Source organism: Ramlibacter albus, from assembly GCF_014297445.1.
GTDB classification, from domain to species: Bacteria; Pseudomonadota; Gammaproteobacteria; order Burkholderiales; family Burkholderiaceae_C; genus Ramlibacter; species Ramlibacter albus.
The window spans coordinates 37,859-60,864 of the sequence record NZ_JACORU010000017.1 but is presented as its reverse complement, the minus strand read 5'-3'; the positions used below and the strand labels follow the sequence as shown (position 1 = coordinate 60,864).

Here is a 23,006-nt window from a genome sequence, read left to right as displayed (position 1 = left end):
GCTCAGTAGGTGTTGGTCTTTTCCAGCAGGCGCGGGTGCAGCGGCAGCGTCGCCAGCAGGTTGGCGATGCGCGCGGCGCTGCGGCCGTCGCCCCATGAATTCTCACACGGCCACTTGCCGTGGCCGAGCTGCGCCCGCAAGGCGGCGGCCAGCGTGTGCGAGCCGTCGTTCGCGTCCATCACGTTGGGGCCGTGCTCGCGCAGCTGCTGGCGCGCACCGACGTTGACCACCGGCGTGCCGAACGTGGCCGCCTCGATGATGCCGGCGGATGAATTGCCGATCATGGCGGCGCAGTGGTTCATGGCCACGGCGAAGTGCCTGCGGCCCAGGTGGGTGACGCGGCGCGAGCCCGCTGGCAGCTCGATGCCGTCCAGCGCCTGCAGGATTTCGCGCGAGCCCGCATCCGCATTCGGCTCGAGCCACAGCACCGGCAGGCCCACCTGCTTGAGCCCGTCGGCCAGTTCGCGCGTTTGACGCGCGGCCTCGCGGGCCTGCTGCACGACCGGGTGGAATACCGCCAGGACGAACTGCGAGCCGGGCGGCATTCCGATCTCGGCCAGCGCCTCCGCGCGCGGCAAGTCGCCCAGCTCGCGCAAGCCGTCGAGCCCGGGCGCACCGGTGACGAAGATGCGCGACTCGTCCTCGCCCATGCGCTCGAGCCGCCGGCGCGCGTCCTCGGTGGCCACGAAGTGGTAGCTGGCGAGCTTGCTGATCGCGTGTCGCACCGGCTCGTCAACGGTGCCGGAGCGCTCGCCGCCGTGCACGTGCACGCATGGGATTCCGACATGCAGCGCCGCGATGGCACCGGCGAGCATCTCGCCGCGGTCACCGAGCAGCAGCAGCGCGTCCGGGCGCTCGCGGTCCAAGACCTCCGTGACGCCGCGCAGGCACTCGGCGATACCGAGGGACATGCTGGAGCCGGTACGGGTGTCCATGTCGAGCGGGATTTCGGCGAGCACGTCGAGGCCGCTCGCTCGCACCTCGTCGATCGTGCGGCCGTGCACGGCGCTCAGGTGCATGCCGGTGGCGATGACCTGCACCTGCACGCCGGGCGTTGCAGCCGTCTGCCTGAGCGTCGCTTCCATCAACCCGAAGTCGGCGCGCGTGCCGGTGAGGTACACGATGCGGCGCGTCACAGGCTGTCATTGCGGGCTCGACCCGCAATCCATGGTGGCGTGGCGCCGCGCAAAGATGGATCCCGGGTCAAGCCCGGGATGACGCGGGGTGGGTTTGCCGGCTTCACGTCAGTCCCCGAGCTGGTCCCAATCCAGCAGCGTGCCGGCCGCGATGTCCGTCCGCGCGACTTTGCCCACGACGCGCACCGACTCGCGCGGCGCAATGCCCGAGGCCGGACGCCGGAACGCCAGCATCGACGCGTCGATGCGCGCACCCGCGGCGATGTCGCAAGCGGCAACGATGCTGCGCCGGGCGACGCGCGCCGCATCCAGCTCCTCCGGCCGCGGCTCCTTGCGGCCGTCGCCCAGCATCGCGCTGATGCGGCGAAGGCCGGTAACCATCGTGCCGAACTCGCCCGGTTCCAGCGAGGCGGCGTGGTCCGGGCCTGGCAGCGTGCGGTCGAGCGTCAGGTGCTTTTCGATCACCATGGCACCGAGCGCAACGGCACCAAGGGAAGCCTCGATGCCGAGGCTGTGGTCCGAGTAGCCGGCCGGCAGCCCCAGCTCGCGCGCAAGCGTCTGCACGGCGCGCAGGTTCAGCGCTTCGTCGGGCGCCGGATAGGCGGAAGTGCAATGCAGTACCGTGACGCCTTCGAGGTTGCCGCGCGCCGCTTTCACCCAGTCGAGCGCCTCGCGCACTTCCTCCAGCGTCGCCATGCCGGTGGAGATGAGCAGCGGCAGCTTCGTGCGCGCCGCGTGCTCGACGAGCGCCCGATGCGTGAGCTCGCCCGAAGGCAGCTTGATGCGCTGCACGCCGAGGCCGACCAGCATGTCCACAGCATCCGTCGAAAACGGCGTCGAGAAGAACTCGATGCCGATCAACGCGCAGTGCGCCTGCAGCTTCACATGCTGCTCGCGCGAGAGCTCCAGCTTGCGCAGCATCGCGAACTGGTCGCGCTCGCCGGTCTGCCGGGCCTGGTAGTTCGCGGTGGGCGCGCCGGGCAGCACGAGGTCCTCGGCGCGAAAGCTCTGGAATTTGACCGCGTCGGCCCCGGCCTGCTTCGCGGCGTCGCACAGCTTGAAGGCCAGCGCGAGGTCGCCGTTATGGTTCACTCCCGCTTCCGCGATGACGAAGACAGCGTCAGCCACGCTCGTCCCCACCGCGGTGCCGCACGTACAGCCACTCCGCGTAATCGAAGTCGTCGAGCGTGTCGATGTCGACCGATTTCCAGCGCGGCATCACGTACGGCGCCATGCGCACGCTCCACATGCCCTGCTTCGCGGCCTTTGCCAACGCTGGGCGATGCCAGACGTAGATGGACCCGTTGAGCGCGTAGACCTGCGGCGCGTCCTGCCGCCGCAGGTTGCCCTCGCCCGCGCACAGCCGCACGAGGCCGTCCGCGCCGCGCTCGACAAGGTTGAAGTACGGGTTGTCGTGGGCCTCGGCAACGCTGACCACGAGGTCCACGTCGGGACGCGTCTGCAGTGCAAGCTCGATGTCCGCGGTGTCGCGCAACGGCGAGGTGGGCTGCAGGTCGACGATGCGCGCAATCGTCTCGCCTTGCAGTTCGAGGTAGCGCGCCAGGTGTTCGATGACGGGCAGCTTGCCGGCGGTATCGGTGGCCAGTTCGGCGGGCCGCTTGAACGGCACCGTCGCGCCCGCATCGCGCGCGATCGCCGCGATCTCGTCGTCGTCGGTGGAGACGTACACGCCCTGGATGTGCTCGCACCCCAGCGCCTGCCGGATCGTGTGCACGATCAGCGGCACGCCCATGAAGGGCCGGATGTTCTTGCCGGGCAGGCCCTTGCTGCCGCCGCGCGCGCAGATGGTCGCGATGGTCTTGGCAGGAGCGGCGAGCGAGGTCATAGCTTGAGGAAGCGTTCGAGCATGCCCAGCCCCGCGTGCGCACTGCGCTCCGGGTGGAACTGGCAGCCGTAGAGGTTGTCGCGGTGCACGGCCGCGCAGATGCGCCGGCCGTCGTAGTGAACGTCCGCAAGGCGCACGCCGTCATCCGCGGGAACAGCGGCGAAGGAATGCACGAAGTAGGCACGCTCGCCCGGCGCCACGCCTTCCATGATCGTGCCCTTCCACTCGGTGGCCGCTTCGAGCGGACGCCAGCCGATATGGGGCACGCGGTGCGGCGTGCCGTCGGCGCCGTTGGGCGGGACCGGTTGCACGCGGCCGGCCATCAGGCCCAGCCCTGCATGCTCACCCATCTCCTCGCTCGCGTCGAACATCATCTGCATGCCCACGCAGATGCCGAGGAAGGGCCGCCCGGTCTGCGCGAAGCGCCTGACCAGGTCGTCGAAGCCGCGTGCACGCAGCTCGTTCATGCCGTCGCCGAAAGCACCGACGCCGGGTAGCACGAGCCGTGAGGCATCGACGTCTTCCGGCGACGCCTTGTCCACCACCTTGAGCGAGGCGCCGCAATGCTCCAGCGCCCGCAGCACGTTCAGCAGGTTGCCGATGCCGTAGTCGAGGACGGTGACGGCGCTCATCGCACGTCCAGCCCGGCGGCCGCCGCATGCCGCTTGATCTCGGCCATGGACATGCGCTTCCAGTGCAGCGCATCGGCGACGGCAATCGCCGACACGCCTGTCGCGGCGACCGCGGCGAGGTCCTCCGCCTTGCCGAAACCGCCGCTGATCGTCACCGGCACGTTCACCGCGTCGCACACGTCGTGCGCGAGCTGGAGGTCGAAGCCCTTGCGCGTGCCTTCCATGTCCACGGAGGTCAGCAGCACTTCGCCCGCCCCGCGGTCCACCGCTTCCTTCACCCACTCGACCACGTCACGCCCGGTGCGCTCGCGCCCGTTGTCGGTGTAGGCCTCCCAGCCGCCGTCGCGGCTCACGCGCTTGGCCTCGATACCGACCACCATGCACTGCGAACCGTAGCGCTTGGCCACTTCGCCGATCAGCTCCGGGCGTGCGATGGCAGCGGTATTGATCGCGACCTTGTCCGCACCGGACATCATCATCGTGGCCACGTCCGCGAGCGAGCGGATGCCGCCGCCCACCGTGATCGGCACGTAGACGCGGTCCGCCGCGCGCTTGATGATGTCCGAGAGGTTGTTGCGCTGGTAGAGGGACGCGACGATGTCGATGAAGAGCAGCTCGTCCGCGCCCTCCTCGTAATAGCGCACCGCATGTTCGTTCGGGTCGCCCACCACGCGCAGGCCTTCGAGGTGCACGCCCTTGATCAGGTTCGGCCCCTTGATGTCGAGGCGCGCGATGATGCGGACGTGCCGGCCGGTCGTCATTCGAAGACGGTGTGACGCAGCTTCCACTGCCCGGTCTCGCGCTTCCACAGGTGCGGCGAGCGGAAGTTGTCGGCGAGCTTCGCGTAGTAGTCGCGGTCCATCACCGGCTGCTCGAACATCTTCGAAGCCTGCGGGAACTCCTTCGCCGGGATGCTGAGGTAGCGGAAGATCTCGTCCGCGAAGCGCTCGGGGAATTCGCCGTCGTAGCGGCGCACCAGCGCCACGCCCTCGTCGCGCGTGATGTCGCCCGAGCGGATCTCCTGCGCCGCGTCGTAGGTGGCACGGCCGATGCCGAACTTCACGAACGTGGTGTGGTAGTGGAAGTCGTCGATGCGGTCGTCGATGGAGTTGTACTTGCTGTACGTGCCCGGCGTGCGCTCGGGCGACGCCTCGAAGCCGCCGTGCTCCACCGCGTAGTAGTAGCAGCTCTGCGGGTGCCACTTGAGGTAGTAGCCGAGGTAGTGCACCTCGATGTTCTTCTTCTGGATCTGCACCGGGTCGGCCGGCAGGTAGGGCAGCAGGTCCTGCTCCTCGAGGCCGAAGTCGTCGTAGAGGCTCTGGATGGAGGTGCCGCCCAGGTAGATCTGCGACTTGTCCGAGGCGGTGAAGTACGACCAGTCGCGCTTGGCGGTGGTGGTGTCGCCGATCGGGTTGCCGTACTCGGCCTCGTTCTCGCCATAGATGACGAACGGGATGTCGTGCAGGATCGCCATCTTGGGCGCCAGCGACTTCTGCCCGAACATGAACGCCTGGAACGGGTGGAACAGGTTGTCGACGGCCAGGCGCGTGAGCAGCCGGTGCACGCGGCCGTTGGGCGTGGTGAGTTCGTTGTCGAACCCGGCGTGGATCCACGACTGGAAGTTCTTCCAGCCCCACTCGGTGTACACGTGCGGCGCCCACGTCACCGTGAGCGGGTGCATGCCGAAGCGCGTCTTGAGGATGTGCGAGGCGTAGAAGCTGTCCTTGCCGCCGGAGCCGGGGACGAGGCAGTCGTAGCCGCTCTTGCTGCGGAACTTGTCGCACAGCGCGGCGAGCTGGTCCTCGCGCGCCTTCCAGTCGATGCCCGCCTTCTTCTGCTCGGCGAAGCGGCAGGCGTCGCAAACGCCCTCGTCGTCGAAGTTGATCGTGGCCTTCTTGCTGTCCTTGGTGTGCTGGTACTCCACCGCGGAATTGGGGCGCTGGTTGGAGATGACGCAGTGCTTGCAGAAGTGCACGTAGCGCGGCAGGCCGTAGCGGACCTGCGCGGCCTCCTGCGGCGCCTCGAAGGCAGCGAGGTCGACGGGGCGGGGAGCGGGGATGAGGGACATGGAACTGGCTTACAGGAAGGCGCCCAGGACGGACAGCACGCGGCCGGTGGCCGCCAGACCGGATTGTGCCAGTGGGCGGCGGCCGAGGCGGGTGACGCGGTCGAGCGCCTCCCCCAGGCCCGCCACCGGGACGGCGGCGTCCGCAACCCCGAAGCGGGCCAGGGGCATGGCTTCGTCGAACACCGAGCCTTGCACCTGCACGAGGCGGGCGCCGGCCAGGTGGCCTTCGAGGCCGACCGTGGAGGTGAGCGTCACCACTGTGCTGACGGCGTGCAGCAGCGGCGGCAGTGGCCAGTCCTGGCCGGTCAGCACGAGTCTCCCGTCGTCCCCGCGCAGGCGGGGACCCAAGGCGTCCAGGCTCATCTGCTGCCCCGGCCGCGGCCGGATGCAAAGTACTGCGTCGTCGTTCGCAGCCGTCCAGTCCACGAGCGCCTGAAGCGCCCGCACGGGCAAGGTCGGGTCGCCCGGGCGGCCGTCGAACGGATGGAACGCTGGCTCGACCTGTTCGGCCCAGAGCAGCACCCGCTTGCCGTCCCAGCCTTCGTCCGCACGCAGCGCAGCGCCTTCCTGCGCCACTTCGGGATCGGACAGCACGTCGAAGGCCGGGTTGCCGGTGACCACCATCTCCTCGGGCTTGCGGCCGGCGGCGACGAGAAAGTCGCGCACGGCTTCGTTGAGCACGCAGACGCGGTCCGCGTACCCGGGCTGCCCGATCCAGCGCACCTCGTCGATGGCAAACAGGTCGACGATGCACACGGCCGGGATTCCGACCTCCCGCGCGACCTCGATGGCGGCACGTTCGGCGCGCGGCGAGTTCGTCGCGACCACGAGGTCCGGCTCGAGCTTCTTCAGGATGCGGCGCAGGGTGCCGCGCGGCAGGAAGGCCTGGCGGCCGTCCTTCTCGTAGCGGCGGAAGGCCTCCTGCGCGCCGACGTCGGCCACCAGGTCGGCGGACGAAAGACCCAGGTAAGCGGCGGTCTCGTCGAGATCGACCACGTCCTTCATCTGCGCGGCGAGCCTGCGGCCGTGCGCGAGCGCAGCCTCGTCGCCGGGCTGCACGAAGTCCTTGAACTGCACGACTGGCAGGCCGGCCGCTCTGGCAACCGGCGCGGCCGTGGTGAGCGCAAGCACCTTCACGTCCGCGCGGCCTGACTCGTGCAGTTCCTTCGCCACGGGGAGGACCATGCGAACGTGACCGCCGCCGTAGCAGATGAATAGAACCTTCTTCATGCGCCGTGCCTTTGCGCCCACAGCGCCAGCGCAGCCAGGGCGCGCAGCTCGCGCGTGAAGTTGGCGCTGCCGTCGCGATGGCGCTCCAGCATCGAAGTGACGGCCTCGGCGCGGAACAGCTTGCGCAGCAGCTCGCTCGTTGAGAGGGTCTCCGCCAGCCACGGGTAGCTCTCGCCGCGAAACCACTCGCCCACCGGCACGGTGAACATCTGCTTTTTGCGGTACGCGAGCTCCTCGCCGATCAACGGCACCACCGCCTTCTTGTACCAGTGCTTCTTGTCGCGCCCGTGCAGCTTGGTCGCGCCGCGCGAACGGAACGCGAACTCCATCATCCGCCAGTCGAGGAAGGGCGTGCGCGCCTCGATCGACACGGCCATGCCCATGCGGTCGGGCTTGACGAGGTTGTTGCCGGACAGCAGCAACTGCATGTCGAGGTACAGCGCCTGGTTGATGCGGTCGAAATGCGCGGCTTCGTCGAACCACGGCTTCGCCGCGACCTCGAAGCTGTCGATCGCGCGCAGCTGCGCCGCGATTTCGGGGCGGTACAGGTCGGCCTTCGCCTGCGGCGCGAAGAGCGAGATGGAATCGAAGTAGCTGCGGCGGAATTCCTCGTCGGAGAGCGCATCGACGCCTTCGCGCGCGAAGAACTCGTCGTACTTCTCGTAGCCCGCGAACAGCTCGTCGCCGCCGTCGCCCGTGAGCACCACCTTCACGTGCTTGGCCGCGAGCTCGCTCACCCGCAGCGTCGGCATGAAGGAGGCATCGCCATGCGGCTGGTCCAGGTGCCACAGCACGTGCGGCCAGCGGCCGAGCATGTTGAGCTCCGCAATCTCCATCGTGTGCTCGCAACCGAAGCGCCGCGCGGCGTCCTCGGCGTACGGCGATTCGTCGAAGCGCGCGTCGGCAAAGCCGATGCAGAAGGTCTTCACCGGCCGCGTGACATGCCGCGCCATCAGCCCGACGATCGTGCTGGAGTCGACGCCGCCCGAGAGGAATGCGCCCCAGGGCACGTCGGCGCGCAGGCGGATGCGCGTGGCGTCGTCGAGGATGGAGAGGAATTGCGCGGACCAGTCCTCGAAGGAGAAATCCTGCTCGCGCTGCCGCGACAAGTCCCACCACCGCTGCACCTCGGTGGCGCCGCGGGTGTACTTCACCCACGTCCCCGGCATCACGTGCCGGATGCCCTGCCAGATGGTCCAGGGCGCCGGGATGTAGTTGAACGTGAGGTAATGGTGGATCGCTTCGAGGTCCACCTCGGCCCGCTCACCCGCCGCGAGCAGGGCCTTGAGCTCCGAGCCGAACAGCACGCGCGTGCCGTCGTCCGCCACGTACAGCGGCTTGACGCCGATGCGGTCGCGCACGAGGTAGAGCGCGTCCTCGCGCGCATCGTCGATCGCGATCGCGAACATGCCGTTCAGGCGCTGCAGGAAGCCGATGCCCTCGCGCTCGTAGAGGCGCAGCAGCACCTCGGTGTCGGAATGCGTCTTCAGCTCGACGCCCTGCGCGCGCAACTCGTCGGCAAGTTCGACGTAGTTGAAGATCTCGCCGTTCTGCACGAGCGCGATGCGGCCATCGTCGGAAACGAAGGGCTGGTGGCCGCCCGCGATGTCGATGATGGAGAGCCGCCGGTTGCCGACGGCCACGCCGCGCCGCGGCTGGTGCCACACGCCGTGGTCGTCCGGGCCGCGGTGCTGCAGCGCCAGGCCCATCGATTCGAGGATGTCCTGCGGCAGCTCGCGCTTCGCGCGGTCCCAGTAGCCGAAGATGCCGCACATGTCAGTTGCTGCCTTTGCCGGTCAGCCGGCCGACGGTCTTCGCCATGATGCAGAAGTCCATCAGCAGACTGTGCTCGCGTGCGTAGCGCAGGTCCAGTTCGAGGCGCTGCTCGGGCGTGGCTGCCGAGCGCAGCTCGGCCTGCGCAAGGCCGGTGATGCCCGGGCGCACGCTGCAGCGGGTTGTCCAGTCTGAGTCGGTGTAGAGGGCGCGCTGCGCAGGCACGTCGGGGCGAGGGCCCACGAGACTCATTTCACCCTTGAGAACATTCAGCAACTGCGGCAATTCGTCGAGGCTGGTGCGCCGGATGAAGCGGCCCACCTTCGTGATCCGCGGGTCGTCGCTGGCCGTGTGGTACGGCCCGATCGCCGCCGCGTTCTTGACCATGCTGCGGAACTTGTAGATGCCGAACTCGCGCCCGCCCTGCCCCACGCGCACCTGCTTGAACAGCACCGGGAATCCACTCTCCAGCGCGACGGCCAGCGCCACCGCCAGCAGCAGCGGCGACAACAGCACGAGCGCCCCCAGCGAAAGCACCACGTCCACCAGCCGTTTCATGCCTGCGCGGCCAGTTGCGCGCCGATCTCGCGGATGCGCACGCGGATGCGCTGCGCATCGCGGATCACTTGCTGCGGGTCGCGCCCGGCCAGAACCTGTTCGGCCGCGCGCAGCTCCGCGATCTCGTGCTCGAAAACCGTGTCGGAATCCGGCCTGTGGAAAGTGCGCGAGAGGATCACCGCGCCCGAGCCGAGCCGCAGGTGCTCGGCCAGCACGTCGCGCCCGGGCAGCAGGCCCTCGTCCAGGCGCGCAATGCCGCCGAAGCCGAAGCGCAGGCCGGCCGCACGCGCGGCATCGGCCACGCGGTCCACCACGCCTTGCGCGAGCGGCTCGAACATGAAGCGGCAACCCAGCGACAGGTGCAGGTCGTTCAGGCCGACGTAGACCTCGTACAGGCCCGGCGTCGAAACCCATTCGTCGAGCGAGGCCAGCGCGCCCGCGTTCTCCAGCAAGGGCACGATCGGCACGCGCCCGCCGACGATGCGCGCGAACTCGCGCAGCTCTTGCGCCGACGTGAACATCGGCAGCATCAAAAGGTCCGGGCCGTGGGCGAGCACCGCGTCCACTTCTTCGGCGCTGCCCTGGTTGAGCGGGTTCACACGGACCATCAGCTTCGAGCGTTTGGCCACGTCGCGGATGCGTGCCACATCGCCAAGCTCATGCGCGCTGATGAACGTGTTGCGGCCCGCCTGGCGTTCGGCCTTGCCCAGGCGTTCGAGATCCACGAACAGGCGCATGCCGTCCAGCGCGTCGCAGCGGCGCGCGAACGCGGGGTCATTCGTGATCTGCAGCAGGTCCAGCATGGGGAACCGGGGATTATCGCCGCAGGGCCGCTCTCACCTCGGGGCTGGCAGCCGCCGTGACACCGATGACCAGCACGCCGCCAACGACTGCCATCGCGAGCTGGCCGGCCATCCCCGGCACGGGCACGAAGCGCGAGCCGACGTCGCACGCGAGCAGGCTCGTGAACGCCACGGCAAACGTCCGCCACGGCACGTCGCGCCAGCGGCCCAGCGCCACGATCACGACGATGGCAACGCCGATCAGCACCAGGTTCATCAGGACCATCAAGGCGTGGCCGTGCTCGAAGCCGGAAAACAGCAGCACCGCGAGCCCGGCCGCGTACGCCAGCACAGCCGGCGCCATCCGCCCGCAGGCGGCCAGCACGGTCACGCCGACCGCAATGCAGGCCTGCGGCAGCAGCCCCCAGGCGCCGATGCGGCCCCAGTCGGCGACGTTCACGAGGGCCTCCGGCTGCATGCGCCCCCAGCCGAAGAGCAATTCCGCCAGCGCCGGCGCGGCGAGCACCAGGCCTGCGGCTGACGCGCAGGCGAGCGTCCAGGCGAGCGCGAACCCGTTGCGGATCGCCGTCGTGCCTTCGTTCGCGGCCACTGCACGGGCGATGGCCGGGAAGGCGAGCGTGGCGACGAGCTGGATGGCGAGCATCAGGGGCAGCTCGACCAGCTTCCACGCGTAGTTGAACGTCGCGAGCGCGCCCTCTCCGGATTGCGATGCGAGCGAGCGCGCGACGAAGGGCAGTGCGAGCGGAAGGCCGGCTGCGAGTGCGGCCAAGGTCCAGGTTGCAGCGGTGGGGGAGCCTGTGGCGGGCTCGTCGGGCAGGCGTTGCGGCTGCGCGTTGGTCGCGACGCCGCTACGGGCCATGTGCGCAGGCGACTGCCGCTGCACCTTCGCCATCTTCCACGCGAGCCAACCAAGGCGCGCGGCCATGGCTACGAGCAGGCCGACGCCAAGCCACGTGAGGTCCTGGCGCCCCGCGACGAACCAGAGCGCCGCGACCAGCACGCCATTGACGACGAGGTTGGCCGCGTACATCCCGACGAATTCCCGCTCGTGCTGCAGGCGAGTGGTCCAGAGCGCGGCGAGCAAGGAGAGCGGAATCGCGAAGGCGCTGAAAACGAGAGCCTGCATGCCGGCGGGCCGCAGCGTTTCCTTCAGGCCCGCCGCGAGCAGGTCCAGCGCAGGGCCCCGTGCGACGGCTACCAGCAGGGCAACACCCGCGCCGATGCCCAGGAGCACCCACGCGACGCGCCGCTGCAGAGCCGCGACACCCGCGGGGTCGCGCGCCCATGCCGGCAGCAGCACGTAGCTCAGCGCCCCGGCCGCGAGCAGGCCGGCGATCCAGTCGGGCAAGGCCAGCATGAGCACGGCCACGTCGCCCAGCCCCGTGGCGCCAAACGCAGCCGCCTGCGCCGACTCCCTCACCAGCCCCAGAAGCCGGCTAAGCACCAGAAGACCGAGCGACAGCGCACCCGCACGAAGAAACATAGGCGCGGATTATCGAGTGCCTGTGAAAAACTAGAATGGAGGGCTATGTCCAGCAATGCCGCCCCGCCGCCCCCGCCCGTTGACGAGAACCAGTTGATCGCCGAGCGGAGGGAAAAACTCCGCCAACTGCGCGAAGCGGCGAAGAACGGCGCCGGCCCCGCCTTCCCCAACGACTTCAAGCCGACCCACCGCGCCGCCCAACTCCACGCGGAACACGGCGAAAAGGAAGCGCCCCAGCTGGAGACGGAAGGCCACACCGCCAAGGTCGCCGGCCGCATGATGCTCAAGCGCGTCATGGGCAAGGCCAGCTTCGCCACGGTGCAGGACGCCACCGGCCGCATTCAGGCCTACATCACACGCGACGCGGTCGGTGAGGAGGTTTACGCCGCCTTCAAGCACTGGGACCTCGGCGACATCGTCGGCATCGAAGGCAAGCTGTTCAAGACCAAGACCGGCGAGCTCTCCATCCACGCCACGTCGATCAAGCTGCTGACGAAGAACCTGCGCCCGCTGCCGGACAAGTTCCACGGCGTGGCCGACCAGGAGCTGAAGTACCGCCAGCGCTACGTGGACCTCATGATGGACGAGGAGGCGCGCAAGCGCTTCGTCGCGCGCAGCCGCGCCGTCAGCGGCATCCGCGAGTTCATGGTGGCGCACGGCTTCCTCGAGGTCGAGACGCCGATGCTGCACCCCATCCCCGGCGGCGCCAATGCGAAGCCGTTCGTGACGCACCACAACGCGCTGGACCAGGAGATGTACCTGCGCATCGCGCCGGAGCTGTACTTGAAGCGCCTGGTGGTGGGCGGCTTCGAGCGCGTGTTCGAGATCAACCGCAACTTCCGCAACGAAGGCATCTCGGTGCGCCACAACCCCGAGTTCACGATGATGGAGTTCTACGCGGCGTACTGGGACTACCGTGACCTCATGACCTTCACCGAAGGCATCGTGCGGGACGCGGCGCAGAAGGCGGTGGGCACGCTCAAGCTCTCCTACGGCGGCCGCGAAGTGGACCTCGAAAAGCCGTTCGAGCGCCTCTCCATCCGCGAAGCGATCGTCAAGCACAGCGACGCCGGCGAGAACGTCGACAACCGCGAGTGGCTCACCAACGCGCTGCGCAAGCTGGGCATGAGCGAGGAGAAGGAAAAGCTCTCCCAGCGCTCCTTGGCCTCGCTGCAGGTGCTGTACTTCGAGGAGAAGGTGGAAGAAGCGCTCTGGCAGCCCACCTTCATCATGGAGCACCCCACCGAGATCTCGCCGCTGGCCCGGGCGAACGACGAGCGCCCGGAAGTCACCGAGCGCTTCGAGCTCTACATCACCGGCCGCGAGATGGCCAACGGCTTCTCCGAGCTGAACGACGCCGAGGACCAGGCCGCGCGCTTCCAGGCGCAGGTGAGCGCCAAGGACGCGGGCGACGACGAGGCCATGTTCTTCGACCACGACTTCGTGCGTGCGCTGGAGTACGGCATGCCGCCCGCCGGCGGCTGCGGCGTGGGCATCGACCGGCTGATGATGCTGCTGACGGACAGCCCGAGCATCCGGGACGTGATCCTCTTTCCGGCGCTGCGGCGGGAGGGCTGAGTCAGGGCACCATGCCGACGGCGTGCATGTACACGGGGTCGCCCATCAAGGTATCCCAAGTCATCGCATACGCCGACGGCAGCAGCGACAGCCGGCGGTTCTCGCTGGCCTCGCTGGCCTGCCACTCACCGGCCACCTTGGCGGCCATCAGCTCGTCGAGCACCACGTCGATGGCTTTGCCGCCCGACTGCGCCGACTCGTTGCAAAGCAGCACCATGTCGCAGCCCGCCGTGAGCGCCGCCACGGCCGCCTGCGAATAGCTCACGGCCTTGCCTTCGATTCGGCGCGCGCCTTCCATGCTCAGGTCGTCGCTGAACACGCAGCCCTGGAAGCCCAGCTGCCCGCGCAGGATGTCGTTCAGCCATTTCGTCGAGAAACCCGCAGGCCGCTTGTCCACTTTCGTGTAGATCACGTGCGCGGGCATCACGCTGGTGAGCGTCGTGCTCAGCCAGCCGTACGGCAGCGCGTCGTCGCCGAGGATGTCCTTCAGCGGCCGGTTGTCGACCGGGATGTCGACGTGCGAATCAGCTTTCACGAAGCCGTGCCCGGGGAAGTGCTTGCCGCAGTTGGCCATGCCCGCGGCCAGCATGCCGTGCATCACGCTCTTGGCCAGCAAGGCGGCGACACGCGCATCACGGTGGAACGAGCGGTCGCCGATCACGCTGCTGGCACCGTAGTCCAGGTCCAGCACCGGCGCGAAGCTCAGGTCCACGCCGCACGCGCGCAGCTCCGACGCGAGCACATAGCCGCACGCACTGGCCGCGTTCGTGGCCTGCATCGCATCCGCCATCCACATCTCGCCCAGCGCCCGCATCGGCGGCAGGTGGGTGAAGCCGTCGGTGCGGAAGCGCTGCACGCGCCCGCCCTCGTGGTCCACGCAGATCAGCATGTCGCCGCGCACGGCCTTGATCTCGGCGCACAGCTTCGTGACCTGCTCGCGGTCCTTCCAGTTGCGGCCGAACAGGATGATGCCGCCCACGAGCGGGTTGGCGAGGCGCTTGCGGTCCACGGGCGTGAGGGCGAGGCCGGCCACGTCGATGACCAGGGGTGCGTGTTGGGTCATGGTTTCTTTTCCACCACCACGAAGCTCGCGGCGTAATCGGTTTCGTCGGTGACGCTGACGTGGGCCGAGAGGCCCCGCGCGTCGAACCATTCCTTCAGGGCGCCGTGCAGCACGATGGTCGGCTCGCCGCTGGGCAGCTTGGCGATCTCGCACGAGCGCCACGTCATCGGCATGCGCATGCCCATCTTCACGGCCTTGCTGAACGCCTCCTTCGCGGAAAAGCGTGTCGCCACGTAGCGCACGCCCCGTTCGGGCCAGCGCCGGCTGCGCGCCTTCCAGGTCGCGAGCTCGCCGTCCGAGAGGATCTTCGCGGCAAAGCGTTCGCCGTGCCGCTCCAATGAGGCACGGATGCGCCGCACGTCGCAGATGTCGGTGCCGATGCCGTAGATCATCCCGCCAGCGCTGCGAGGTACTGCCGCACCGTCTCCGCGTAACCCAACTCGAGCGCGTCGGCGATGAGGGCGTGGCCGATCGACACTTCCAGCACGCCGGGCACCGTGCGCACGAAGGCCGACAGGTTGTCACGGTTGAGGTCGTGGCCCGCGTTCACGCCCAGGCCGGCGGCCTGCGCGGCGCGCGCGGCATCGGCGAACTGCTCGAGCACCGCGTCCTGCTGCGGCGTGCCCCACGCGGCGGCATAGGGCTCGGTGTAGAGCTCGACGCGATCCGCGCCCAGCGCCTTGGCGCGCGCCATCGCCTCGGGCACGGGGTCCATGAACAGGCTCACGCGCACGCCCAGCGCCTTCGCCTCGTCGATCAGCGGCTTGACGCGCTCGCCGTCCTTTGCGAGGTCCCACCCGTGGTCGCTCGTGAACTGCCCTTCGCTGTCGGGCACGAAGGTGCACTGGTGCGGCCGCACGTCGCGGATGAAGCCCATCAGGTTGTGGAACGGGTTGCCCTCGATGTTGAACTCGGCTTGCGGCCAGCCCTTCATCAACTTCGCGAGGTCGTAGACGTCTTGGGCGCGAATGTGGCGCTCGTCCGGCCGCGGATGCACCGTGATGCCGTGCGCGCCGGCCTGCAGGCACAGCGTGGCCGCGCGCTCGACGCTGGGGATGCCGAGGTGGCGCGTGTTGCGCACCAGCGCGACCTTGTTGACGTTGACGGAGAGGGCTGTGCTCACAGGGATTGAAGGTCCATCATCAGTTGCCGCGTGCGCAACGTGGCCACGCCGCAATGGTAGTGCAGCAGCGCGCGCAGCTGCGGCTTCAGCTCGGCCGCGGCCGTTGCCGCTTCGCGCAGGGTGGTCGAGAAGGGCGCCGGGTCGTCCAGCGCCTGCTGCAGGGCGGCCCATTGGGCGCCCGCAAGGCTTGCACGCGCATCGCCGTCACGCGCCGCGACAAGGCCGCTTTCCGGCACCAGGCTGTAGCGCCCCGCGGCATCCAGCGGCGCCATCGTGAGCGTCTGCGCGTCCAGCGACGGCAGCAGGCCGATCTCGCGCAGCAGGACCAGCTCGAACGCCCGCAGCGCCGGCTCCAGCGCCTCCTGGTGTTCGCTGGCCAGCACCTGCACGGCCGACGCATAGGCGTCGAACAGCTGCGGGTGCGCGTCCTCGCGCGCGAGGAGCCGCAGCAGCAACTCGTTGAGGTAGTAGCCCGACATCAGCGCGTCGCCGGTGGGCATCACCTGCCCGCCGGCCCATTCGGCCGACTTGAGGGTGCGGATCTCGGAATCGCCGCCGAACGCGATCTCCAGCCGCTGCAGCGGCAGCAGCACCGGCCGGAAGTTGGAGCTGGGCCGCTTCGCGCCCTTCGCGACCACCGCCACGCGCCCGTAGTCGCGCGTGAGCACTTCGAGGATCAGGCTGGACTCGCTCCAGTCGTAACGGTGGAGCACGTACGCGGGCTGGGCCGCGACTCGCTTCATTCGTAGCCGAAGCTCTTGACGCGGGCCTCGTCATCGGCCCAGCCGCTGCGCACCTTGACCCACAGCTGCAGGAACACCTTCGCCCCCATCAGCTTCTCCAGCTCGTTGCGCGCCTCGGTGCCGATGCGCTTGAGGCGCTCGCCCCTCTCGCCGATGATCATCGCCTTGTGGCTGTCGCGCTCGACCACGATGGTGCCGGCGATCTTGACGAAGCGGCCGTGCTTGGGGCTCGGCTCCTCCTCGAACTGCTCGATCACCACCGTCGACGTGTAGGGCAGCTCCTCGCCCGTCAGCCGGAACAGCTTCTCGCGCACGATCTCGCTGGCGAGGAATTTCTCGCTGCGGTCGGTCAGCTCGTCCTCGCCGTACCACCACGGCTGCTCGGGCAGGTACTTCTCGCAGATGGCGAACAGCCGCTCGACGTCCTTCGGGTTCTTGGCCGACATCGGCACGAACTCGGCGAACTCGTGCCGCTGCTGCATGTCGCGCAGCCACGGCGCGATGTCGCCGCGGCGGTGCACCGTGTCGAGCTTGTTGGCGATGAGCACCGCCGGGATGCCCGGCTTGAGCAGCGCCAGCACCTTGGCGTCGCCGAGGGTGAAGTTGCCCGCTTCCACCACGAAGAGCACGAGGTCGACGTCGCCCAGCACGCCGGTCACGGCCTTGTTGAGCGAGCGGTTCAGCGCGGAGCTGTGGCGGGTCTGGAAGCCGGGCGTGTCCACGAAGACGAACTGCGACGTGCCCACGGTGCGGATGCCCGTGATGCGGTGCCGCGTCGTCTGCGCCTTGCGCGAGGTGATGCTGATCTTCTGGCCGACCAGTGCGTTGAGCAGCGTGGACTTGCCGACATTGGGCTTGCCAACGATCGCCACCATCCCGCAGCGCATCGGCCCCGTGGCGTCGTCGGTCATTTCATCTTGTCCTTCAAGGTCATCAGCACGGCCGCGGCCGCGGCCTGCTCGCCGGCCCGCCGCGAAGCACCGATGCCGCGCTCGACCACGCCGAGCTCGGTCACCTCGCACTCCACGTCGAACGTCTGCTTGTGCGCGGCGCCCAGCGTGCCGGCCACGCGGTAGACGGGCAGCTTCATCTTGCGACCCTGCAGCCACTCCTGCAGTTCCGTCTTGGGGTCCTTGGCGGCCGCGCTCATGTGCGGCGTGATCTCCACGTCCTTGAACAGGCGCTGCACCAGCGCCTCCGCGGCCGGGTAGCCGGCGTCCAGGTACACGGCCCCGATCACCGCCTCCAGCGCGTCCGCGAGGATCGAGGGGCGCTTCTGGCCGCCCGAGCGGGACTCGCCCTCGCCGAGCTGGATCACGTCCGGCAGGCCCAGCCCGACCGCAAGCTTGTGCAGCGTGTCCTGCTTGACCAGGTTGGCGCGAACGCGGGAGAGGTCGCCCTCGGGCAGGTCCTGCAGGCGCTGGTAGAGCAGCCCGGCGACGGCAAGGTTGAGGACGGAGTCGCCCAGGAACTCGAGCCGCTCGTTGTGGACGGCCGAGAAGCTGCGGTGCGTCAGCGCGCGCGCGAGCAGCCGCGGGTCGGCAAAGCGATGCTGCAAGCGGGCCTGCAGGGCGGCGTGCGGTCCATCGACGGGCACCTGCGGCTCCCGGGCCTCCGCCGTCAGCTGGAGCCGGCGTACTTCATCACGAGGTACGCGGGGCCGAACAGGTGGATTTCCTTGCTGTAGGCGAACTTGGCGACCCAGCGGTCGCCCTGCTTGACCACCTCGAGGTCCTTGGGCTGCACGGACTTGATGTCCTCCACCGCCGTGGCCTTCTCGTAGATCAGCCGCACTTCAGCCACCGAGTTGCCCTCGGCCGCGGCCTTCTTCACGGCCTTCTGGATCGACTGGAACTCCATGTAGGTGGGAAACACCTGCGCGCCCAGCACGCCGATGTACGCCAGCAGGCCCACGAGGATCAGCACCAGCATCATGCCGCCGCGCTGCCCAGACTTCGACCGATTCATGTTCTCTCCTCGGAATGCTTATTCGAACGATCCGATCCGCTTGAGGCTGCCGAAATTCATCCAGATGAAGAAGGCACGGCCCACGATGTTGCGGTCGGGGACGAACCCCCAGTAACGCGAGTCCAGCGAATTATCGCGGTTGTCGCCCATCATGAAGTAATGGCCGGCAGGGACCTTGCACGTCACGCCCTCGACACTGTAGCGGCAATTTTCCTTGGCCGGGAAGTCCTCGATGCCGGCGATGAAGGCCGGGCGGTCGTCGTCGTTGAGGATGCGGTGGCGCTTGTCCCCCAGCACCTCCTCGAACTGCTTGAAGTAACGCATCGCGTCCTCGTCGAAGTAGTCCGGCCTGGGGTCCTTCGACACGGGCTTGCCGTTGATGGTCAGGCGCTTGTTCAGGTAAGCCACCTCGTCGCCCGGCACGCCCACCACGCGCTTGATGTAGTCCAGGCTGGGCTTGGGCGGGTAGCGGAACACCATCACGTCGCCGCGTGCCGGGGGCGTGCCGTCGGTGAGCTTGGTGTTGATCACCGGCAGGCGCAGGCCGTAGGTGAACTTGTTGACGAGGATGAGGTCGCCCACCAGCAGCGTGGGGATCATCGAGCCGCTGGGGATCTTGAACGGCTCGAAGAGGAACGAGCGCAGCACGAAGACGGCGATGATCACGGGGAACAGGCCCGCGGTCCAGTCGAGCCACCAGGGCTGCATCAGGATCTTCTGCTGCGCCTCGCGGATGTCGACGGTGTCCGTCTGCGTGATGCCGCGCGCGGAGAGCTCCGCGCGCCGCGTCGCCGCGTCCGCCTCCAGCTTGGCGGCCGCCGCGCGGCGCTGCGGGAGGAAGTAGACGCGCTCGGCCACCCAGTACACGCCGGTGACGACGGTCGCCAGGAACAGCAGCAGGGCGAAGTTGCCCTCCACCTTGTCGAAGTACCACGCGCCGGCGTAACCGACGAAGGCCGCGAGCACCGCGGCGGTGATGGCCTGCATCATTCTTCGACTTGGAGAATGGCGAGGAAAGCTTCCTGCGGGACTTCCACGGAGCCGATCTGCTTCATGCGTTTCTTGCCTGCCTTTTGTTTTTCGAGGAGCTTGCGCTTGCGGGTGATGTCGCCGCCGTAGCATTTTGCCAGCACGTTCTTGCGCAGCGCCTTGATGTTCTCGCGCGCGATGATGTTGGCGCCGATGGCGGCCTGGATGGCCACGTCGAACTGCTGGCGGCTGATGATCTCGCGCATCTTGGCGGCCACGGCGCGCCCCCGGTACTGCGCCTGCGAGCGGTGCACGATGATGGACAGCGCGTCCACCTTCTCGCCGTTGAGCAGCATGTCCACCTTCACCACGTCGGCGGCGCGGTACTCCTTGAACTCGTAGTCCATGGACGCGTAGCCGCGGCTGACCGATTTGAGCTTGTCGAAGAAGTCCAGCACGATCTCGCCCAGCGGCAGCTCGTACGTGAGCATCACCTGCCGGCCGTGGTAGGCCATGTTGACCTGCACACCGCGCTTCTGGTTGCACAGGGTCATCACCGGGCCCACGTACTCCTGCGGCATGTACAGGTGCACCGTGACGATCGGCTCGCGGATCTCGCGGATCTGGCCCTGGTCGGGCATCTTGGCGGGGTTCTCGACCATCGTGACGTTGCCGTCGTTGGTCTCCACCTGGTAGACCACCGACGGCGCGGTGGTGATCAGGTCCTGGTCGAACTCGCGCTCCAGCCGCTCCTGCACGATCTCCAGGTGCAGCAGGCCCAGGAAGCCGCAGCGGAAGCCGAAGCCCAGCGCCTGGCTCACCTCGGGCTCGTAGCGCAGCGACGAGTCGTTCAGCTTGAGCTTCTCCAGGCTGTCGCGCAGGCTGTCGTACTGGTTGGCCTCGGTGGGGTACAGGCCCGCGAACACCTGCGGCTGGATCTCCTTGAAGCCGGGCAGCGGCTCGGCGGCCGGCGCCACGTTGGCCTGGCCGGCGCGGATGCGCGTGACGGTGTCGCCCACCTTGGCGGCCTGCAGCTCCTTGATGCCCGCGATGATGAAACCCACCTCGCCGGCTTCGAGCGATTCGCGCTGCACGTTGGCCGGCGTGAACACGCCGAGCTGGTTGGCCTCGTAGGTGGCGCCGGTGGCCATCAGCTGGATCTTGTCGCCCTTGGCGAGGCGCCCGTCCACCACGCGCACCAGCATCACGACGCCGACGTACGTGTCGAACCAGCTGTCGACGATCATCGCGCGCAGCGGGCCGTCGGGGTTGCCGCGCGGCGACGGCATGCGCGCGACGATGGCCTCGAGGACGTCGTCGATGCCCATGCCGGTCTTGGCGGAGATCGGGATCGCATCGCTCGCGTCGATGCCGATCACGTCCTCCACCTCCTCCTTCGCGCGCTCGGGGTCGGCCTGCGGCAGGTCCATCTTGTTCAGGACCGGGATCACCTCGACGTGCAGGTCGAGCGCGGTGTAGCAGTTGGCAACGGTCTGCGCTTCGACGCCCTGGCTCGCGTCGACGACGAGCAGCGCGCCCTCGCACGCGGACAGCGAGCGCGAGACCTCGTACGAGAAGTCGACGTGGCCCGGCGTGTCGATCAGGTTGAGGTTGTAGACCTGCCCGTCACGGGCCTTGTACGTGAGCGCCGCGGTCTGCGCCTTGATGGTTATCCCACGCTCCTTTTCGAGATCCATCGAGTCGAGCACCTGCTCTTCCATCTCGCGATCCGACAGCCCGCCGCAACGCTGGATCAGGCGATCGGCGAGCGTCGACTTGCCGTGGTCGATGTGCGCGATGATCGAAAAGTTTCTGATGTGATTCATCAACGGGAACGCTCAAGTGATTGATTCGAAAGGGGGCGCGCAAAGAAAAAAGGGCGCGCCGTTTCTGGCTGCGCCCTAAACCAACAATCTATGGCAACTGCGATAGTTGGAACTTCATTGTAGGCAAAACGCGCCGGGCGTACAGCCGACGGGTCACCCCTGCCGGGCCGTTGCAGGGTCGCAACTGAGATCTTATACACAGGTTTTCAACACAATTTGGGGAGCAGTGCAGGGGCAACTTGTGGGCGATCTGTGGACGGGCGGTGGAGAGCGCAAAACCATCCCGCATGGTGGTGATGGCTCGTCCCGATATGCGCGTTGGGCCGGCTGCAGGGCCTCGATTCTATCGAAATTTATCGTTAGCTCCCGCTCAAGTTAGTGGTCGCAAACACTCTGGTCGCCAAATCTGGCCCGAATATTTTTTTCGGGCGCTGTCTGTTTTGACCCACCCGAAAACCGGAAAGCCCCAAACCCGACTGCGGGCTTGGGGCTTTGGGCGGGTTGTGGCAGGAGAAATACGCCCCCACGCTCCCCGCTGCGCGAGGTTCGCTGCCCCCCGAGGGGGCTGTTTCGCCTTGGGGCGGCCCGGCGGCGAAACGCTATCAGCCGCGCGGGGGCCGGATCAGCAGGTACGTGGCCAGCTCGCCCCGGCGCAGCAGCACCGGAATGGGCTTGGACTTGTCGGCCTTGGCCACCGCGGCCTCGAACTCGCGCGCATTGCTGATCTCGGTGTTGCCGATCGCGACGATCACGTCGCCCTCGCGGATGCCGGCACGCGCGGCGGCATCGGCGACGGAGTCGACGCGCACGCCGCCCTTGGTCTTGCTCTCGCGCTTCTGCGCTTCGGTCAGCTCGCCCACCACGAGGCCCAGCGACTTCGCGGCAGGCGCCGGCGCTGTGCCCTGCGCGGGCTGCTGCGGCTGCGAGCCGCCGCGCTGCGCGGTGCGCTCGGGCTCCAGCTCGGCGACGGTGATCTGCAGGTCGCGCGTGGCACCGCGGCGGAACACGGTGACGTTCACTCGCGTGCCGGGCTTGGTGTTGCCGACGAAACGCGGCAGGTCCGTCGCGCGGTCGATCGTCGCGCCGTTGAACTTGGTGATGATGTCGCCTGCCTCGAGGCCCGCCTTCTCGGCCGGCGAGCCGCTCTCGACGCTGCGCACCAGCGCGCCCTGCGCGCGGCCGCCCAGGCCGATGGATTCGGCGACGTCCTTCGTCACCTGGTCGATCTGCACGCCGATGCGCCCGCGCGTCACGCGGCCGCTCGCGCGCAGCTGCTCGGCCACGCGCACGGCCTCGTCGATCGGGATGGCGAACGAGATGCCCATGAAGCCGCCCGAGCGCGAGTAGATCTGGCTGTTGATGCCGATCACTTCGCCGCGCAGGTTGATCAGCGGGCCGCCCGAGTTGCCGGGGTTGATGGCGACGTCGGTCTGGATGAAGGGCAGGTAGTCGCCCGTGTCGCGCCCCTTGGCGCTGACGATGCCGGCGGTGACCGTGTTGTCCAGGCCGAAGGGCGAGCCGATGGCCATCACCCACTCGCCGACCTTCAGCTTGCCGACGTCGCCCACGCGCACGGCGGGCAGGCCTGTCGCATCGATCTTCACCACCGCCACGTCGGTGCGCTTGTCGGCGCCGACGATCTTGGCCTTGAACTCGCGCTTGTCGGTGAGCGTGACCACCACTTCGTCGGCGCCTTCCACCACGTGGGCGTTGGTCATGACGAAGCCGTCGTTGGTGAGGATGAAGCCGGAGCCGACGCCGCGCGGCGTCTCTTCCTGCTCGGGCTGCTGCGGGCGCTGCGGCCGGCGCGGCTGGCCGGGGTTGCCGGGGTTGCCGGGCATGGGCACGCCGAAGAAGCGGCGGAAGAACTCCTGCATCTCCTCGTCCATCTGCCCGCCGCCGGGGCCGAAGGAGCGCGAGCTGGTGCGCTCGAGGGTGCGGATGTTGACCACCGCGGGACCGACCTGGTCGGCCAGCTCGGAGAAGTCGGGCACGCCGCGCTGCGGCGCGCTTTGCGCGACCACGGGCTTGGCGGGCATCAGGGCGATGGTCGACGTCACCGCGAGCGCCGCGACCACGGCATAGCCACGCAGTTTCTGCCACGCGCGCGCCGCCGGGCCGCCCCAAGGCGCGCCAGCCCCCTCGGGGGGCAGCGGACCACGCGAAGCGGGGGAGCGTGGGGGCTCATTTCCAATGCGGAACATGTT

Annotated in this window: 22 protein-coding genes; 1 reads left to right on the top strand and 21 read right to left on the bottom strand. The window is 68.4% G+C overall.

The window, feature by feature from the left end; translation table 11 throughout:
- Nucleotides 1-2: 2 nt before the first annotated feature.
- From neuC to H8R02_RS28255, 11 genes are all read right to left on the bottom strand, one after another.
- The gene (neuC, locus tag H8R02_RS28305) at nt 3-1,136 is read right to left on the bottom strand and encodes a UDP-N-acetylglucosamine 2-epimerase (protein WP_187085106.1); all 1,134 of its coding nucleotides are present in this window, start codon (nt 1,134-1,136) and stop codon (nt 3-5) included.
- Between the two features lie 108 nt (nt 1,137-1,244).
- Entirely contained in the window at nt 1,245-2,264 is a 1,020-nt protein-coding gene (neuB, locus tag H8R02_RS28300; protein WP_187085104.1) for an N-acetylneuraminate synthase, read from the bottom strand.
- On the bottom strand, nt 2,257-2,982 hold the full coding sequence (locus H8R02_RS28295; protein ID WP_187085102.1) for an acylneuraminate cytidylyltransferase family protein: 726 nt from the start codon (nt 2,980-2,982) through the stop codon (nt 2,257-2,259). Before H8R02_RS28295 ends, neuB begins: the two co-directional genes overlap by 8 nt.
- Nucleotides 2,979-3,614, bottom strand: a complete 636-nt coding sequence (gene hisH, locus H8R02_RS28290; RefSeq protein WP_187085100.1) for an imidazole glycerol phosphate synthase subunit HisH — start codon at nt 3,612-3,614, stop codon at nt 2,979-2,981. Before hisH ends, H8R02_RS28295 begins: the two co-directional genes overlap by 4 nt.
- A complete protein-coding gene (hisF, locus tag H8R02_RS28285) occupies nt 3,611-4,375 on the bottom strand; it encodes an imidazole glycerol phosphate synthase subunit HisF (protein ID WP_187085098.1) in 765 nt (254 codons plus the stop codon). The genes hisH and hisF overlap by 4 nt, the downstream gene beginning before the upstream one ends.
- The gene (locus H8R02_RS28280) at nt 4,372-5,682 is read right to left on the bottom strand and encodes an N-acetyl sugar amidotransferase (RefSeq protein WP_187085096.1); all 1,311 of its coding nucleotides are present in this window, start codon (nt 5,680-5,682) and stop codon (nt 4,372-4,374) included. Before H8R02_RS28280 ends, hisF begins: the two co-directional genes overlap by 4 nt.
- Nucleotides 5,683-5,691: 9 nt before the next feature.
- Nucleotides 5,692-6,912 carry a glycosyltransferase family protein gene (locus H8R02_RS28275; RefSeq protein ID WP_187085094.1) on the bottom strand — a complete coding sequence of 407 codons (1,221 nt, stop codon included), beginning with the start codon at nt 6,910-6,912 and terminating at the stop codon, nt 5,692-5,694.
- Nucleotides 6,909-8,687, bottom strand: a complete 1,779-nt coding sequence (gene asnB / locus H8R02_RS28270; protein ID WP_187085092.1) for an asparagine synthase (glutamine-hydrolyzing) — start codon at nt 8,685-8,687, stop codon at nt 6,909-6,911. The genes H8R02_RS28275 and asnB overlap by 4 nt, the downstream gene beginning before the upstream one ends.
- Before the next feature lies 1 nt (nt 8,688).
- The gene (locus H8R02_RS28265) at nt 8,689-9,243 is read right to left on the bottom strand and encodes a sugar transferase (RefSeq protein ID WP_187085090.1); all 555 of its coding nucleotides are present in this window, start codon (nt 9,241-9,243) and stop codon (nt 8,689-8,691) included.
- Nucleotides 9,240-10,046 carry an aldolase/citrate lyase family protein gene (locus H8R02_RS28260; RefSeq protein WP_187085088.1) on the bottom strand — a complete coding sequence of 269 codons (807 nt, stop codon included), beginning with the start codon at nt 10,044-10,046 and terminating at the stop codon, nt 9,240-9,242. The genes H8R02_RS28265 and H8R02_RS28260 overlap by 4 nt, the downstream gene beginning before the upstream one ends.
- Before the next feature lie 13 nt (nt 10,047-10,059).
- On the bottom strand, nt 10,060-11,529 hold the full coding sequence (locus H8R02_RS28255; protein WP_187085087.1) for a lipid II flippase MurJ: 1,470 nt from the start codon (nt 11,527-11,529) through the stop codon (nt 10,060-10,062).
- A 45-nt stretch (nt 11,530-11,574) separates the two neighbouring features.
- Here H8R02_RS28255 and lysS point away from each other — a divergent pair, with 45 nt between their 5' ends.
- Nucleotides 11,575-13,107 (top strand): lysine--tRNA ligase, encoded by a 1,533-nt coding sequence (lysS, locus tag H8R02_RS28250; RefSeq protein ID WP_187085085.1) that lies wholly within the window; start codon nt 11,575-11,577, stop codon nt 13,105-13,107.
- A gap of 1 nt (nt 13,108) precedes the next feature.
- On the opposite strand, the gene nagZ is transcribed toward lysS, so the two are convergent.
- The 10 genes from nagZ to H8R02_RS28205 all read right to left on the bottom strand — a co-directional run bounded on the left by nagZ (nt 13,109) and on the right by H8R02_RS28205 (nt 22,838).
- Nucleotides 13,109-14,170, bottom strand: a complete 1,062-nt coding sequence (gene nagZ / locus H8R02_RS28245; RefSeq protein ID WP_187085083.1) for a beta-N-acetylhexosaminidase — start codon at nt 14,168-14,170, stop codon at nt 13,109-13,111.
- A complete protein-coding gene (acpS, locus tag H8R02_RS28240) occupies nt 14,167-14,562 on the bottom strand; it encodes a holo-ACP synthase (protein ID WP_187085081.1) in 396 nt (131 codons plus the stop codon). The genes nagZ and acpS overlap by 4 nt, the downstream gene beginning before the upstream one ends.
- Nucleotides 14,559-15,293, bottom strand: coding sequence for a pyridoxine 5'-phosphate synthase (locus tag H8R02_RS28235; RefSeq protein ID WP_354004989.1), 735 nt, complete (start codon nt 15,291-15,293; stop codon nt 14,559-14,561). Before H8R02_RS28235 ends, acpS begins: the two co-directional genes overlap by 4 nt.
- A complete protein-coding gene (gene recO, locus H8R02_RS30580; protein ID WP_255429613.1) occupies nt 15,290-16,036 on the bottom strand; it encodes a DNA repair protein RecO in 747 nt (248 codons plus the stop codon). The genes H8R02_RS28235 and recO overlap by 4 nt, the downstream gene beginning before the upstream one ends.
- Nucleotides 16,033-16,947: a GTPase Era gene (gene era, locus H8R02_RS28230; protein ID WP_187085077.1), complete on the bottom strand. Its 915-nt coding sequence runs from the start codon at nt 16,945-16,947 to the stop codon at nt 16,033-16,035. Before era ends, recO begins: the two co-directional genes overlap by 4 nt.
- Entirely contained in the window at nt 16,944-17,633 is a 690-nt protein-coding gene (gene rnc / locus H8R02_RS28225; RefSeq protein WP_187085075.1) for a ribonuclease III, read from the bottom strand. Before rnc ends, era begins: the two co-directional genes overlap by 4 nt.
- Nucleotides 17,634-17,656: 23 nt before the next feature.
- Nucleotides 17,657-18,004, bottom strand: coding sequence for a DUF4845 domain-containing protein (locus H8R02_RS28220; protein ID WP_187085073.1), 348 nt, complete (start codon nt 18,002-18,004; stop codon nt 17,657-17,659).
- A gap of 18 nt (nt 18,005-18,022) precedes the next feature.
- Nucleotides 18,023-18,991 (bottom strand): signal peptidase I, encoded by a 969-nt coding sequence (gene lepB, locus H8R02_RS28215; RefSeq protein WP_187085210.1) that lies wholly within the window; start codon nt 18,989-18,991, stop codon nt 18,023-18,025.
- Complete coding sequence (gene lepA / locus H8R02_RS28210) at nt 18,991-20,799, bottom strand: translation elongation factor 4 (RefSeq protein ID WP_187085071.1); 1,809 nt, start codon at nt 20,797-20,799, stop codon at nt 18,991-18,993. The genes lepB and lepA overlap by 1 nt, the downstream gene beginning before the upstream one ends.
- 602 nt (nt 20,800-21,401) lie before the next feature.
- Nucleotides 21,402-22,838 (bottom strand): DegQ family serine endoprotease, encoded by a 1,437-nt coding sequence (locus H8R02_RS28205; protein ID WP_187085208.1) that lies wholly within the window; start codon nt 22,836-22,838, stop codon nt 21,402-21,404.
- Nucleotides 22,839-23,006 lie beyond the last annotated feature (168 nt).